Consider the following 12,852-nt stretch of genomic DNA (forward strand, 5'->3'; position numbering starts at 1 on the left):
AGCTGCGCCCCCAGGACAATCCCATCCGGGAGCTCAGCGATGCTTGACTCGGAAGAATTGGTTTCCGCAGCGTAAACCAAAGCTTGATTGAAGCCTTCCAAAGGCGTCATTATGAGTGTCCGGGGCGGTGGGTAGATCAGATGACGGACAATCGCGAAAGCGGGGGCGGAACGGCGCTCGATCAATTGACGTCAGGTGAGAGAGCCTGTCTCGAACTGGTCGCCGAGCATTTGCAATCAAAAGAAATCGCGAGAAAGCTGGGAATTTCGCGGCATACGGTCGATGCACGATTGAAAGCCGCCTGCGCGAAGCTCGGCACGACCTCGCGCTTTGTCGCCGCGCGGATGCTATCCGGTGCTCCGCTCGAAGCACCCGATGTTACCGTAACGCCTGCTAATACCAATTTGACATATGAACGCTCGGAGCTTCCCCGCCCCGATAGCGATGCCAAAAGAGAGGCATCGACGGGGCAAGGCGACGGACCCGGCGATCTCAAGCAGAAGGACAGCATCGAGCCGGTATCCCATAGGGATTCTGGAAGCGGCAGGTCATGGCTTGAGCCTTCACATCCGCTCGCCAAATTCCTGGGAGCCGAGAACCAGCTTTCGATTGGCAGGCGACTCTTCTACATCTTCGCCATCGCGATCGGCACTGCCATCGCCTTTGGCGCCTTGGTGAACGGACTGGCCGGCATTTCGAGGATGTTCTCGTCCCCATGATAGGAGCCTGCACCGATCCGCAGGCAGGGGGAAGCATGCTTAAAGAACGTCTCGCAATCGCCAATAAGATCGCTCGCGAAGTGCATGAAGCCGAAGCGGCGATCGACAATGCCATCGTGAAGCTTGGCGCGCTAGCCGCTTCGCTTCCGAGCGCCCAAGCATCGGCGAAACTCTCCTCGGTCGTCGGCGACAAGGCTTTCACGCATCTACAGGGGGCGATCGCTGCGGCGTTCGGCAGCCGCACCGATCTGGTGGCGCTCCACAATGAACTCGACGCCCTGAAATCGAAGGTCGGACTGCGCAATGTGATCGTCGGCGTGGGCGGCCTCGCCAAGGGTGTCCCCGACACCGGGGCCTGCCTCGAGAGCGACGAGGTGGCGAAGACCGACCAGAAGCGGGCCGCCTGAATTATGCCCGCCCGGATCGTTGATCGTGCTTCCTGAAGGACGTCACCTATGATCCGGGCGGTCATCTATCTCATTTTACTGCTCGCAGTGCTCGCCTATGTCGAACGCAGCAAATGGCGCGAGCCGCGCATCGCGATATGGACGCTTACCGCCGCATCCTTTCTCACATTGGCGGCGGCGCTGCTGGGAGCAACCTTCTACACCGGCAGTTGGCTGTTCACGCTGGTCGATCTGGTCGCGTTCGCTGTCTTTCTGGCGCATGCGCTCAAGAGCCACTTCTACTGGACCCTGTGCCTGCCGGCCTTTCAGCTCATTCCATGCATGGTCAATCTGGCGAAGTTCGTGGCCCCCGACATCTTGCCGCGCATTTATGCCGATAGCCAAAGCATTTGGGCGTATCCCCAAATGCTCGTGATCCTGCTCGCGGCCATCTGGGCCAATCAGAAATCAAAGGCCGCCAGACGTTCGCCGATGTCGGCCTCCCTGGAATAGATCGACACCGCCATGGCTGATCTCGACGACCGCTTCTATCCGCCCGTCTTCGGCCTTATGGCCCAGGCTATTCTCCTCGCCCTCGACGACAACACGCGAACTTCGACCGAGATCGCGTGCGCGACGGGTTTGCACGCTTCGACCGTGATACGTATCGCGGCAATCCTGCGCGATCTGAAGCTGGTCGACGCCAAACTGGAAGGCGATACGCTTCGCATCGGACCGCCCTGTCCCTGATCGGGATGGGGTGAGTCATTCAGGGGTTCACCTCTTCGAAGCCTTCTGCTAAGCGGCTTCGCCGTTGGGGATCGCCCCGCGGGCGACGCATTTCGCATGGGGCGCGGCGGACATGACCCAGGACTCCGATCATTCACCGATGATGCGCGGCGTGCGCGACACGCTGGTCGAGCAGATCGGCGTTCTGGACCGCATCGGCGAGCTCCGGGTCGCATCGATGCTCGATGCCTGCATCCAGGCGCTCAACGACCGGCTTGGCGAGCCCGCGTCGTCGGCCGAAATCGAACAGATGAAGCGGAACTATTTCAACAACTGACGGCGGCTAATCTTCGAGTTCGTCGAAATAGCGCTCCATCCGGGCGAACGCGTCGTCGCTAAGGCCGACGAAAATGCGCCGCCGGTCATCGGCGTCTTCTCGCCGCAGAAGAATGCCGTCAGCAACCAGCGTCTTGATCCAGCGCAGCGCCGTCGTCGCCGGCACCGCTGCCGCGATGCAGAGACTGGAGACCGAGACCTCCTTTTCCTCGCAAGCCGCCGCATAGAGATCGAGTAGCATGTCCCACGCAGGATCGGCGAACAGATCCGCCGGCCAGCATGTCTCGCGCTTCCGCCGCCGCCGGATCTCATGGCGGACGAGCTTAGCGCGCGTGCGCTTTGCCATTTTGTCGTCCGGAGCAAGCAGGCTCGGCCGCGAATAGCTCGTCGGATGCTGAAAGCGCGGCAGCGGCAGCGGCACCGGCGCGGCGCCATCCCGGCGTCCATTCGCGCCCATTATATCATCCAGTATCGAGCTTATGCGCTGCAACTCGGTTTCGAGTGCCCGGATGCGCGGGTCATGGTCGGCCGTTCGGACGCCCATGGACGGAAGCATTTGTTCCATATCCATCCCCCCTGAAATGGCAGGGGAAAGGATGTCCCAGTTCGGAGCAAAAATCCCGCCTTCTTTTATCCAGTATGGAGAAGAATTGGAACCGATTTGGAAGTTTTCACCACGCTAACACGCTAAGCGGATGTCGCTCGTCAAATGAACTTTTTGTAATGTCGCTGATCGTTCAGGCACCCGATGCGGGCTGTGTTGACGGCGGGCATGTCTGCTTCCTTCAATCGACGAATCAAGGGGGGCCAGCTTTCGGCCAGTTTTACCCGATCGTGGCAGGCGGTCTGCGTAGGCGATTCGCCAGGTCGAGAGATAATTTCGGAGGGAATTGGCGCGGATTCAGGGGCTTACTGATAAGGCAAGATATAAAGCTACGACACTGTCCGACCGCGCGAACAGGACTAAGCTGTTGTCTGCACATCGTTTTATAGGACCCGAAACAGTGCCGCTTTAGCGGCGACAGTGCCAGAAGGCTGAAAAATGGCGGTTTTCCGGCCTATTTAGCGGCACCGATTTTCATGTTTTTTGATCGCGCGCATGGTTGGGGCTTCCCTATCACCGAAGGTGTCAATCATGCGCAGCGAAGACGATTCCAAGTCAGAGTCTGGCCGCCTTGACGACAGGGGCAGCAGGCCGCACCCGCGCAAAATCGGCTCGCATATGAGCGATTCAATCCGGAGCGAGCGAGAGGGTTCGCTTTCTTCCGTTCAGGACGTTTTTGGCATACTGCCCACCGAGCCGATCGGCGTTCGTGTTCCGGTCGCGGTGAAGCTGACCGGCATCAGTCGATCGACGCTCTATGAACTCATCGGAGCCGGTGAAATCGAAGCCGTAAAAGTCGGCCGGTCGACCTTTATCCGTTACGTCAGTCTCAAGCGGCTCTTTGACCGAGAATAGGCTTCGCGGGCATAGTCATGTGGCGATCACGATGGTAAGAGCAGCTCATCGACTCGGAGCGTGAAACGCGCCCAAAAGTCGATTTGCAGCCTTCCCTCTACGGGAACCGAACCCTACCCACGGCGACTGGTGGGGGCCAGATTGGGGGCAGTGCGGCACGGCTGGTCGAAGAAATTCCAATAAATCCAACGCCTAGCAATCGCCTTGGATTCCCTTCACCTCCATAACCTCATCCGACATCGTCCGAGCTTTCCTTTGGAAGCCGCAGAAAACTGCGGCATATTGCCTCTCATTCTCCGACGATGTCCAGCGCGATCCCACAGCATCCGAGCGTGTTTGGCGGCCATTTTGCCGATTCTAGCGTCGGGCTTACCGACCGGGTTCGCGCCGCCTGCCATCGCGGCGCGCATTGGAAGGAGTGCGTGAAGATGGCACAATGATGGAGCGATCACCTCGACGAGTTGTGCGCGCAGGCGAAGAAGCCCCGTTAGCGGGATTTTTCAAAAACTTTCGCTCTGCCATCGGAAAAGTCGCCGCGGTGCATCCTACTATTTAGCCGAGGCGCGAAAGGGACAGGACAGCCAAGGCGAAATCGGGGAGAGGAGGAGTATCGGCTTGGGGCAAAGCCGTGCCGAGATTATCGCGTGGGTGGCCGGCAACGTGATTCCGCACGAGGCCGCGCTGCGCGCGCGTCTGCGGCGCATGGCGGTTGCGGGTGAGGAAATCGACGACATCGTGCAGGAAACCTATTTGAACATCGCCCGGTTGAAGAGCGTCGCGCATATCCGCGACGGGCGCGGCTATCTGTTCACCGCCGCGCGGATGGTGATGCTCCAGCGCATTCGCCGCAACCGGATCGTGCGGATCGACCATCTGACCGACACGCAGGCGCTGGCGCTCGAAGACGACGCCCCCGGCCCGGAGCGGCACGTCGCCGCGCGGCGCGAACTGGCCCGCGTGCGGCGCATGATCGAGGATTTGCCGCCGCGCTGCCGCGAGATATTCGAATTGCGCCGCGTCGAAGGCTTCTCGCAGCGCGAGATCGCCGAGCGGCTCGACCTGCCCGAACACACCATCGAGCAACAGGCCATTCGCGGCCTCAAGCTCATCCTCAAGGCGATTACGACCGAAGATCGCGAAAGCGCGGACCCTTCGGAAACGCGCCACGCGACGCTCAAAGGCACATCGGGCAATGGATGACGACGGCGCGGCGCGCTGGGCCATCCGCCGCGATGCAGGCCCGCTCTCACCCGGCGAACAGCGGGAACTCGACGCCTGGCTCGCCGCCGATGAACGGCGCGAAGGCGCGTTGCTGCGGGCCGAGGCGGCGCTGGTCTATATCGCCCGCGCCCCCGCGCTGATCGACGCGGAGGACTTCCCCGCCGCACCGGAAGAGGAAGCCCCGGCGCCAGCGCGGATCGCCCGCCGTCGCTTCCTTGCCGGCGGCGCCGTCGCGGGCGCGGCGATTGCGGCCGGCGTCGCGGGCGTCCTGCTGATGCCGTCGGGCCAGGAATTTTCGACGACGGTCGGCGAGGTGCGCCGGCTGCCGCTGGCCGATGGCTCGGTCGCCACGGTCAACACCGCCAGCCGCATCGCGGTCGCGCTCGAACCGGAGCAGCGCCATATCACTCTGGAGGAAGGCGAAGCCTGGTTTCAGGTCGCGCACGACGCGCACCGGCCCTTCGTGGTCGATATCGGCAACGTCCGCGTCCGCGCCATCGGCACCGCCTTTTCCGTGCGGCGCAATCCTGAAGGCGTCGACATCCTCGTGACCGAGGGCGTGGTCGAGACATGGACCGAAGGCCAAGAGGCGACCCGCATCCGCATCGCGCAGGGCGAGCGCAGCTTCGTCGCGACGGGCACGGGGGCCATCGTGGCGGTGAAGGCCGCGGACGAGATCGAGCGCGCCCTCGCCTGGCGCGACGGCGGCCTCGCCCTCAATGGCGAGCCCCTGTCCTATGCCGTCGCGGAACTGAACCGCTACAACCACCGCAAGCTGGTGGTCGAGGACCCTGTCCTCGCCCGGATGCCGATCGTCGGCTATTTCCGCACCAACGAACCCGGCGATTTCGCCCGCGCGGTCGCGCCGCTGATCGGCGCGCGCGTGGAAATGCGGTCGGGTAACATGCACCTCGTCGCGACCGGCTCCTGATTTTTTCCGGCGCGAGCATCGGAAACGCGGCGGCGCTGCATCCTACCTTATGAAGGCGCACAACGCGCCTCTTATATGGGAGGGACAAGATGCGGGGAATTTTCGAGTTCAACGGCGCGCGCACGATGGCAAGCGTGACGGCGATCATCGCGGTGGCGGTTGCCAGCCCGGCGATGGCGCAGGAACGCAGCTTCGATGTCGCGGCGCAGGACGCCGCGCGCGCCATTCCCGAATTCGCCCGGCAGGCCGGTATCCAGATCGTTGCGAGCGGCGTTACGACGCGCGGAAAGACGACCAACGCCGTCCACGGCACGATGAGCGTCAGCGAGGGGCTACGGACGCTGCTGGCCGGCACCGGCTTGGTTGCCCGCGGCGACCCGTCCAGCGCCGCCGTCGTCACCATCGTCGCGGCGTCGGATGGACAATCGGCGGCGGCCGATGACAGCTATCGCGGCGAGGAAATCGTCGTCACGGCGCAGAAGCGCGTGGAATCGGCACAGGATGTCCCCATCGCGATTACGGCGCTGTCACAGAAAAATCTGGAAGAGCAGAAGATCGAAAGCGGCGCCGACATCATGCGCGCGGTGCCGAACCTGACGTTCAGCAAGTCGAACTTCACCAGCTACAACATCTCGATCCGTGGCATCGGCACCAAGGCCGTTTCGGCCACGTCCGACCCCGGCGTCGCGGTCAGCTTCAACAATGTCGGCATCATCCACAACCGCTTCTTCGAGCAAGAATTCTTCGACATGGAGCGGCTGGAGGTGCTGCGCGGGCCGCAGGGGACGCTCTACGGTCGCAATGCGACGGGCGGCGTCATCAACCTGATCACTGCGAAGCCGAAGCTGGGCAAGTTCGAGGGCAGCATCAAGGGCGAGGTCGGCAATTACGACAGCCGCCGTATGGTGGGAATGCTCAACATCCCGATCGTCCCCGATAGCTTCGGCCTGCGTATCGCCGGGTCGATGACCGACCGCGATGGCTATGATTATAATTCGGTGACGAAGAACCGCGTCAACGGCCGCGACCTTTATTCGCTACGCGCGACGCTCGGCTTCGAGAATGACTGGCTGCGCGGCAATTTCATCTGGGAGCGCTTTCGCGAGAGCGACAACCGCTCGCGCACCGGAAAACAGCTTTGCCATCGCGACGCCAGCCCGGAGATGGTCGGGTCCGAATCTCTTATCGCAAGGCAGGGCGGCGGTGGCTTTCCTTCGCGATTATTGGCGTTGCGCCAGGCGTTGTTTAGCACCGGCTGCAAGGCAGGCAGCCTTTATGATGACGATGCGTTCGGCACGCCCAATGGCCTCGCTACCGGCTATGTCTTTGGTCTTGGGGTGACGAACTCCATCTATCTTCAAGGATATGCACCGCCTAGTAGTTCAAACCCCAATCCCGCTCTTCGAGGAGGCGAGACACTCATCAAGCTCGTCGATCCCTATGGCGGCCTGATGCAATCGCGCGATCTTCGCGAAATCGCATCCTTCCGGGATCCGATCTATCGCGCCAAATCGGACCTGCTCGAACTCAATCTCGACGCCGATCTGGCCGATGGTCTCACCCTGTCCTCACAGACCGCGTGGAACTGGGACGGCGTTTACAGTTTTCAGGACTATAACCGCTTCAATACACAGCCGATCTTCAATGACACATCTGGTTGGGTGGATTATGCATTTGTCGACGGCAGAGATGCCTATGTTCCGAGCAGGATGCGCGGGATCGCGCCCGGCGGGATATTGTGCGATCCGCAGATCGGTTGTTCCGATACGCTCGGGGTCTTCGATATTTCGTCCGCCGATTCAAAGCAGTTCGCTCAGGAACTGCGGCTTCAGTCCGACTTCAACGGACCGTTCAATTTCAGCATCGGCGGGAATTACACGAAATTTCGGACTCAGAACGATTATTATGTGATGAGCAATTTGTTCACGGCCGTGGCGTCTATGGCGCCATTTAGCCAAGGCACGGACGGGTGCTCCAGAAATAGTATTGGATTTGGAGTTTTCGGCCTCCCTCCGGTGGAAGGGGTTGAATATTGCCCCTATGTCGATCCCAACCCGGTCGAGAATATCGACGGCGAAGGGCATAATTATTTCCGTTCCTCCAATCCCTATAAGCTGGAAAGCTGGGCGGCGTTCGGCGAGGCCTATTATGAGATCAACCCGAGCCTGAAGCTGACGGCGGGCCTGCGCTATACCCGAGATCGTAAGACCTTCACGCCGGTGCCAAGCCAATTGTTTCTGGCCCCCACCGTCGAGGCGGGCGGGTTGGTCGCTAAAGGTTATCCCGCCGGACCCGACATCAAGCTAAGTTGGGGCGAGTTCACCGGCCGCGCCGGCATCGACTGGAAACCGCAGCTCGGCTTCACCGACGATACGCTGATTTATGCCTTCTACAGTCGCGGTTACAAGGCCGGCGGTATGAATCCGCCGACTCCGGGTTTTGCGACGTCTCAGCAACTGGTAGATGCGGGTATTGTGCCGGAGGCATATCAGGCGTTGCTGGAAACACTGAACATCCTCCCTGTTCTGAAGCTTACCGCCGTCAACTATGGTCCGACATTCGAACCGGAGTTCGTCAACGCCTTGGAGATCGGCACCAAGAATGTCCTGATGGGCGGACGGCTGACGCTCAATGCCAGCGCCTTCTATTATGACTATAAAAATTATCAGGTGTCGCAGATTCGCGACCGCACCGCGATCAACGAGAATTTCGACGCCAAGGTGTGGGGCGCCGAACTGTCCGCCATGTTCGAGCCGGTCGATCGCCTGCGCTTCAATGCCAATGTCGGCTATCTACGGACTCGCATCGGCAAGGGCGAAAGATCGATCGACCCGATGAACCGAACCCTCGGCAATCCCGATTACGTCGTAGTGAAGCCGTGGCCGCAACTGCCGTCGAACTGCGTCGTGCCGCTTCACTATGCCGAATCCTGGGTGCGGACCAAGGATCAGCTTGTGGAATATTGGAAGCTGTGCGGCGGGTATGGCGGCATTTTCGGACTTAGTGGGGCTAGTTTGCCCGATCCCGCGACCGGCCAACTTTATGATCCGGTCAATTACCCGGAAATCAACGGCGGCGCTGGTTTCTACACGGACCTCGGCGGCAACGAACTGCCCAACTCGCCGCATTGGACGGTGAACGTCGGCGCGGAATATACGATCCCCTTCGATGGCGACTGGAGCGCCACGATCCGCGGCGACGGCTATTGGCAGGCCAAGAGCTGGGCGCGGGTTTACAATCTCAACCCCTACGATCGGCTGCGCGACTGGACGAACTTCAACATCTCTTTGCGCGTCGATGGTCCCGATGACCTGTCGATCGAAGCCTATGTCAAAAACGTCTTCAACTCGACGCCGATCACCGATGCCTTCCTGAACAGCGACGACAGCGGGCTGACGACCAACGTCTTCACGCTCGACCCGCGCATCATCGGGTTCAGTATCGCCAAGAAATTCTGAGTCCTCTCTCCACTGGGGGAACAACCTTGGGCCGATGCTTCGCTTGCTCCCGGGCAAGCATCGGCCCGGTTTTTTGGACCGGAAAACAGTCTCTCGCACTCCCTCTCCCCTGAGGGACAACTCGGCCGCCGTCCCGCCAGTCCCGGCATCGGGCGGCGGCCTTATTTGCCCGGCAGCGAAGGGCCCAACATGATCCTCCACCCCGACGGCAAGCCGGAGGTGAAAGGATGCAAGGCGGCGATTTTCTACCGAACCAGGGTCTGGACGCGGGCGCGCTGACCTTCGCGTCGGCCTTCCTCGCCGAAATCCAGCAGGCGGCCGGCCTTGCCGACGTCGAACGGCTGCTCGAAGCCGCGGCGCACGAAATGGGTTTTCGCCACTATGCGATGATCCATCACGACGATCACCGCGCCGCGTCGCCTGGCTTCATCAGCATGAACAACTATCCGCCCGACTATGCCGAGGCCTATTTCGGCGGCCTCTATCATCGCGACGCCCCCCAGACCCCAGCCGAACCGTTGCCCCAAGGGTCAGGACCCATCAATTCCCCGTTCGAGGTTTGAAGCGATTTTGTTCAGTGCGAGGAAGAAAGGCGAAAGAATATGTCGATATTTCGAGACTTTCTGACGAAGCAATGGACAAAATCGATCAAATCCCGAAGGGACGCCGAAATGGCTTCGATCTCGGGTCCGCGCGGCCTTGCGGGTAGCGATGCTACCCGCTGCATCCGCCCGAACCCGATATCTTCGCCATTTCGACGCCTCGAACGGGGAATTAATGGGTCCTGACCCTAGACTTTCCAGCCCGATCGATTATATACCGTTCGTTATGGAAAGCGATATCGCTACCCCGGTCAAGGGGCGCCCGCGCGAATTCTGTGTCGACAAGGCACTGGCCGAAGCCCTCCACGTCTTCTGGGCGAAGGGTTATGACGGCGCGTCGATGGCCGACCTGACCGAGGCGATGGGAATCACCAAGCCCAGCCTCTATGCCGCCTTCGGCAACAAGGAAGCGCTGTTTCACAAGGCGCTCGACCTCTACGAGACCGAGAAGCTCGAATATACGCGCGCCGCGCTCGACCAGCCGACCGCGCGCAAGGTCGCCGAATATTATCTCCACGGCGCGCTGATGACGCACGCCGGCACCACCGATCCCAAGGGGTGCATGGGGCTTTTGAGCTCGCTTGCGTGCAGCCCCGAAGCCGAATCGATCAAGGCCGACGTGCTCGGGCGCCGCGCCTCGTCGCAGCGCGCGCTGGTCGAGCGCTTCGAGCGCGCGAAGGCAGAGGGCGACCTGCCCGCCCATGTCGACGCGCAGGGGCTGACCAGCCTGCTCTATGCGCTGCTGCAGGGCATTTCGGTCCAGGCCGGCGCGGGCGCGACGATGGACGAGCTCGAGCGGCTGGTCGACACCGGGCTGGCGCTCTGGCCGAGCGCCTGACGGCGGCCCCTTGCCTCGCGTTCCCGGGTCAGATCGGGGATCGACAAGGGGCGACCGAATTTTTTCATACCGGACGGTATAAAATTCCTTGACAAGATGAACGCCGGGTTTATATACCGTGTGGTACAGATGGTCGGAATGGCCGCCGCGCCGCAAGAAGCGCGGATGCACTCCGTCCCCGCTGTGCCGGCCTGATCCCCGGGCCAACCCAGACAGACATGTTTCGCAGGATCGCGCACCGCCGTCGATGACGGGGGAACGGCTTTCTGCACCCAGACTCTCCCCTCGCCGGGCGCAAGCGTTCCGGGGCGTGCGCCCCCTTGCGCCCGGCCAATATCCACGGAGGACCGACCATGGCCTATCTTGCCCTGACCGACGGAGCCGCCGCCGCCATCGCGCCGGCTTCCGCCTTCTCCCCCGCTCCCGCAGCGCCGAAAGCCGATAGTCCCGCAGGCTTTTCGGCGCTGGAATGGTCGGTCGTGATGCTTGCCCGTCACGACCGGCCATCGAGCCTGCGCGAGCCCGGCCGGGTCGCGATATGGCTCGGCCGGATCTTTGGCGACGCGGTGAACCGCCGCCTCGCCGATCCGCGGCTCGAAGCGCTGCGCCGGATGGCGGTGCTGACCTGGCACCACAGCTATTCGGTGCCGAAGGCCGAACTCAAGGCCTTCTTCGCCGCGGGTTTCAGCACCGATCATTATGAACTGCTGGGCAAGCGCGTCGCCGAAGTCCACGTCGCCCGCCTCTTCCGAAAGTAGACCCATGAACATGCTCTCCCCGATCCGGCCCCTTTTGGAGTCCGAGGAGACGGCGGACGCCGCCCTCACCCCGGCCCGGCCCCCGCGCCGCTGGCGCCGGACCCTGCAGATCGGCCTGCCGGTCGCGCTCGTTCTCGCCGGCGGCTGGGGCCTGACCCACCGCGAGGCGCCGGCCAACGCCGCGCCGCCGATCCCGGTCGTCACCGTCGCGGCGCCGCTGGTGCGCGACATCGACGAATGGGACGATTATGTCGGCCGCTTCGAAGCGAGCCAGGCGGTCGAGGTGCGCCCGCGCGTCTCGGGCCAGCTCGTCGGCGTCCATTTCACCGACGGTCAGATCGTCCGCAAGGGACAGCTTCTCTTCACCATCGACCCGCGCCCCTTCGCCGCCGCGCTCGCCGAAGCGCGCGCCGAGGCGGCGAGCGCACGCAGCGATCTGGCGCTCGCGCAGACCAACCTCGCGCGCGCCAACCGGCTCGTCGCCGACGATGCGGTGTCGCAAAGCGACCTCGACCAGCTCGGCGCCAGGCTGCGCGCGGCGTCGGCCGCGCTTGCCGCCGCCGATGCGCGGGTGCGCTCGCGGGCGCTCGACATGGAGTTCACGCGGGTGCGCGCGCCGATCAGCGGGCGCATCTCGGACCGCCGGGTCGATGCGGGCAACCTCGTCGCCGCGGGCGAAGGCAGCACCGGCAGCCTACTGACGACGATCAACGCGCTCGATCCCATTTATTTCAGCTTCAACGGCTCGGAGGGCCTGTTCCTGAAAGCGAAACGCGCCGAGGAAGCGGGCGCCAGGGGAACCGAGGTGCAGATCAGGCTGCAGGACGAAGCGGACTACAGCCGCACCGGCCGGCTCGATTTCACCGACAACGGCATCGACCCGCGATCGGGGACGATCCGCGGCCGCGCGGTGATCGCCAATCCCGACCTGTTCCTGTCGCCGGGCATGTTCGGCAACATGCGGCTGGCGAGCGGCGCCAGCGAACGCGCGCTGCTCGTCCCCGATGCGGCGGTGCAGACCGACCAGGCGCGCAAGATTTTGCTGGTGGTCGGCAAGGATGGTCAGGTCGCGGCGCGCGAGGTCCGGCTCGGCCCGGTCGTCGACGGGCTGCGCGTCGTGCGCGGCGGCATCGCGCCGGCCGACCGCGTCGTGATCACCGGCACCCAGCTCGCGCAGCCGGGCACGAAGGTGCAGACTCGCGCGGGCAGGATTACGCCGGTCGCGGAGGCCGCCGCGCCGCCGAGTCAGGCGCTGGTCGGGGAGGCCACCTTCGCGCGGTGACCTGATTATGCCCCTCCCCTTCAGGGGAGGGGTTGGGGTGGGGATCATCGGCGCAGAACAAGGCCGATAGCCCCACCCGCTGCGACTAGGCAGCAAGCTGCCAAGTCTCGCTGCCCTCCCCTGAAGGGGAGGG

At 62.8% G+C, this 12,852-nt stretch carries 14 protein-coding genes; 13 read left to right on the forward strand and 1 reads right to left on the reverse strand.

What is annotated here, in order from left to right; genetic code table 11:
• Positions 1 to 140 precede the first annotated feature (140 nt).
• From OJI97_RS04480 to OJI97_RS04500, 5 genes are all read left to right on the forward strand, one after another.
• On the forward strand, positions 141 to 719 hold the full coding sequence (locus OJI97_RS04480; RefSeq protein ID WP_297661520.1) for a helix-turn-helix transcriptional regulator: 579 nt from the start codon (positions 141 to 143) through the stop codon (positions 717 to 719).
• Positions 716 to 1,126 (forward strand): hypothetical protein, encoded by a 411-nt coding sequence (locus tag OJI97_RS04485; RefSeq protein ID WP_297661522.1) that lies wholly within the window; start codon positions 716 to 718, stop codon positions 1,124 to 1,126. The genes OJI97_RS04480 and OJI97_RS04485 overlap by 4 nt, the downstream gene beginning before the upstream one ends.
• Before the next feature lie 48 nt (positions 1,127 to 1,174).
• The gene (locus OJI97_RS04490) at positions 1,175 to 1,618 is read left to right on the forward strand and encodes a hypothetical protein (protein ID WP_297661523.1); all 444 of its coding nucleotides are present in this window, start codon (positions 1,175 to 1,177) and stop codon (positions 1,616 to 1,618) included.
• 12 nt (positions 1,619 to 1,630) lie between these two features.
• Positions 1,631 to 1,855 (forward strand): hypothetical protein, encoded by a 225-nt coding sequence (locus OJI97_RS04495; RefSeq protein WP_297661524.1) that lies wholly within the window; start codon positions 1,631 to 1,633, stop codon positions 1,853 to 1,855.
• Positions 1,856 to 1,967: 112 nt separating this feature from the next.
• Positions 1,968 to 2,171: a hypothetical protein gene (locus tag OJI97_RS04500; RefSeq protein ID WP_297661526.1), complete on the forward strand. Its 204-nt coding sequence runs from the start codon at positions 1,968 to 1,970 to the stop codon at positions 2,169 to 2,171.
• 6 nt (positions 2,172 to 2,177) lie between these two features.
• On the opposite strand, the gene OJI97_RS04505 is transcribed toward OJI97_RS04500, so the two are convergent.
• A complete protein-coding gene (locus OJI97_RS04505) occupies positions 2,178 to 2,735 on the reverse strand; it encodes a hypothetical protein (protein WP_297661528.1) in 558 nt (185 codons plus the stop codon).
• A 570-nt stretch (positions 2,736 to 3,305) separates the two neighbouring features.
• Here OJI97_RS04505 and OJI97_RS04510 point away from each other — a divergent pair.
• The 8 genes from OJI97_RS04510 to OJI97_RS04545 all read left to right on the forward strand — a co-directional run bounded on the left by OJI97_RS04510 (position 3,306) and on the right by OJI97_RS04545 (position 12,719).
• Positions 3,306 to 3,629 carry a helix-turn-helix domain-containing protein gene (locus OJI97_RS04510; RefSeq protein WP_367184750.1) on the forward strand — a complete coding sequence of 108 codons (324 nt, stop codon included), beginning with the start codon at positions 3,306 to 3,308 and terminating at the stop codon, positions 3,627 to 3,629.
• Positions 3,630 to 4,244: 615 nt separating this feature from the next.
• Positions 4,245 to 4,829, forward strand: a complete 585-nt coding sequence (locus tag OJI97_RS04515; protein ID WP_297661530.1) for an RNA polymerase sigma factor — start codon at positions 4,245 to 4,247, stop codon at positions 4,827 to 4,829.
• Positions 4,822 to 5,781 (forward strand): FecR domain-containing protein, encoded by a 960-nt coding sequence (locus tag OJI97_RS04520; RefSeq protein ID WP_297661532.1) that lies wholly within the window; start codon positions 4,822 to 4,824, stop codon positions 5,779 to 5,781. The genes OJI97_RS04515 and OJI97_RS04520 overlap by 8 nt, the downstream gene beginning before the upstream one ends.
• An 89-nt stretch (positions 5,782 to 5,870) precedes the next feature.
• Entirely contained in the window at positions 5,871 to 9,239 is a 3,369-nt protein-coding gene (locus OJI97_RS04525; protein ID WP_297661534.1) for a TonB-dependent receptor, read from the forward strand.
• Between the two features lie 227 nt (positions 9,240 to 9,466).
• Positions 9,467 to 9,802, forward strand: coding sequence for an autoinducer binding domain-containing protein (locus OJI97_RS04530; RefSeq protein ID WP_297661537.1), 336 nt, complete (start codon positions 9,467 to 9,469; stop codon positions 9,800 to 9,802).
• Between the two features lie 265 nt (positions 9,803 to 10,067).
• A complete protein-coding gene (locus OJI97_RS04535; protein WP_297661539.1) occupies positions 10,068 to 10,679 on the forward strand; it encodes a TetR/AcrR family transcriptional regulator in 612 nt (203 codons plus the stop codon).
• A gap of 353 nt (positions 10,680 to 11,032) precedes the next feature.
• Complete coding sequence (locus OJI97_RS04540) at positions 11,033 to 11,437, forward strand: hypothetical protein (RefSeq protein ID WP_297661541.1); 405 nt, start codon at positions 11,033 to 11,035, stop codon at positions 11,435 to 11,437.
• 4 nt (positions 11,438 to 11,441) lie between these two features.
• Positions 11,442 to 12,719 (forward strand): efflux RND transporter periplasmic adaptor subunit, encoded by a 1,278-nt coding sequence (locus tag OJI97_RS04545; RefSeq protein WP_297661543.1) that lies wholly within the window; start codon positions 11,442 to 11,444, stop codon positions 12,717 to 12,719.
• Positions 12,720 to 12,852 lie beyond the last annotated feature (133 nt).

The organism is Sphingopyxis sp., from assembly GCF_025869345.1.
In the GTDB taxonomy this organism is placed as follows: domain Bacteria; phylum Pseudomonadota; class Alphaproteobacteria; order Sphingomonadales; family Sphingomonadaceae; genus Sphingopyxis.

Excerpts from the sequence above, each read along its gene's own strand:
- OJI97_RS04510 (WP_367184750.1), top strand. The coding sequence starts at position 3,306 with ATGCGCAGCGAAGACGATTCCAAGTCAGAGTCTGGCCGCCTTGACGAC.
- OJI97_RS04485 (WP_297661522.1), top strand. The coding sequence starts at position 716 with ATGATAGGAGCCTGCACCGATCCGCAGGCAGGGGGAAGCATGCTTAAA.
- OJI97_RS04540 (WP_297661541.1), top strand. The coding sequence starts at position 11,033 with ATGGCCTATCTTGCCCTGACCGACGGAGCCGCCGCCGCCATCGCGCCG.
- OJI97_RS04490 (WP_297661523.1), top strand. The coding sequence starts at position 1,175 with ATGATCCGGGCGGTCATCTATCTCATTTTACTGCTCGCAGTGCTCGCC.
- OJI97_RS04520 (WP_297661532.1), top strand. The coding sequence starts at position 4,822 with ATGGATGACGACGGCGCGGCGCGCTGGGCCATCCGCCGCGATGCAGGC.
- OJI97_RS04495 (WP_297661524.1), top strand. The coding sequence starts at position 1,631 with ATGGCTGATCTCGACGACCGCTTCTATCCGCCCGTCTTCGGCCTTATG.
- OJI97_RS04500 (WP_297661526.1), top strand. The coding sequence starts at position 1,968 with ATGACCCAGGACTCCGATCATTCACCGATGATGCGCGGCGTGCGCGAC.
- OJI97_RS04525 (WP_297661534.1), top strand. The coding sequence starts at position 5,871 with ATGCGGGGAATTTTCGAGTTCAACGGCGCGCGCACGATGGCAAGCGTG.
- OJI97_RS04480 (WP_297661520.1), top strand. The coding sequence starts at position 141 with ATGACGGACAATCGCGAAAGCGGGGGCGGAACGGCGCTCGATCAATTG.
- OJI97_RS04545 (WP_297661543.1), top strand. The coding sequence starts at position 11,442 with ATGAACATGCTCTCCCCGATCCGGCCCCTTTTGGAGTCCGAGGAGACG.
- OJI97_RS04505 (WP_297661528.1), bottom strand. The coding sequence starts at position 2,735 with ATGGAACAAATGCTTCCGTCCATGGGCGTCCGAACGGCCGACCATGAC.
- OJI97_RS04530 (WP_297661537.1), top strand. The coding sequence starts at position 9,467 with ATGCAAGGCGGCGATTTTCTACCGAACCAGGGTCTGGACGCGGGCGCG.
- OJI97_RS04535 (WP_297661539.1), top strand. The coding sequence starts at position 10,068 with ATGGAAAGCGATATCGCTACCCCGGTCAAGGGGCGCCCGCGCGAATTC.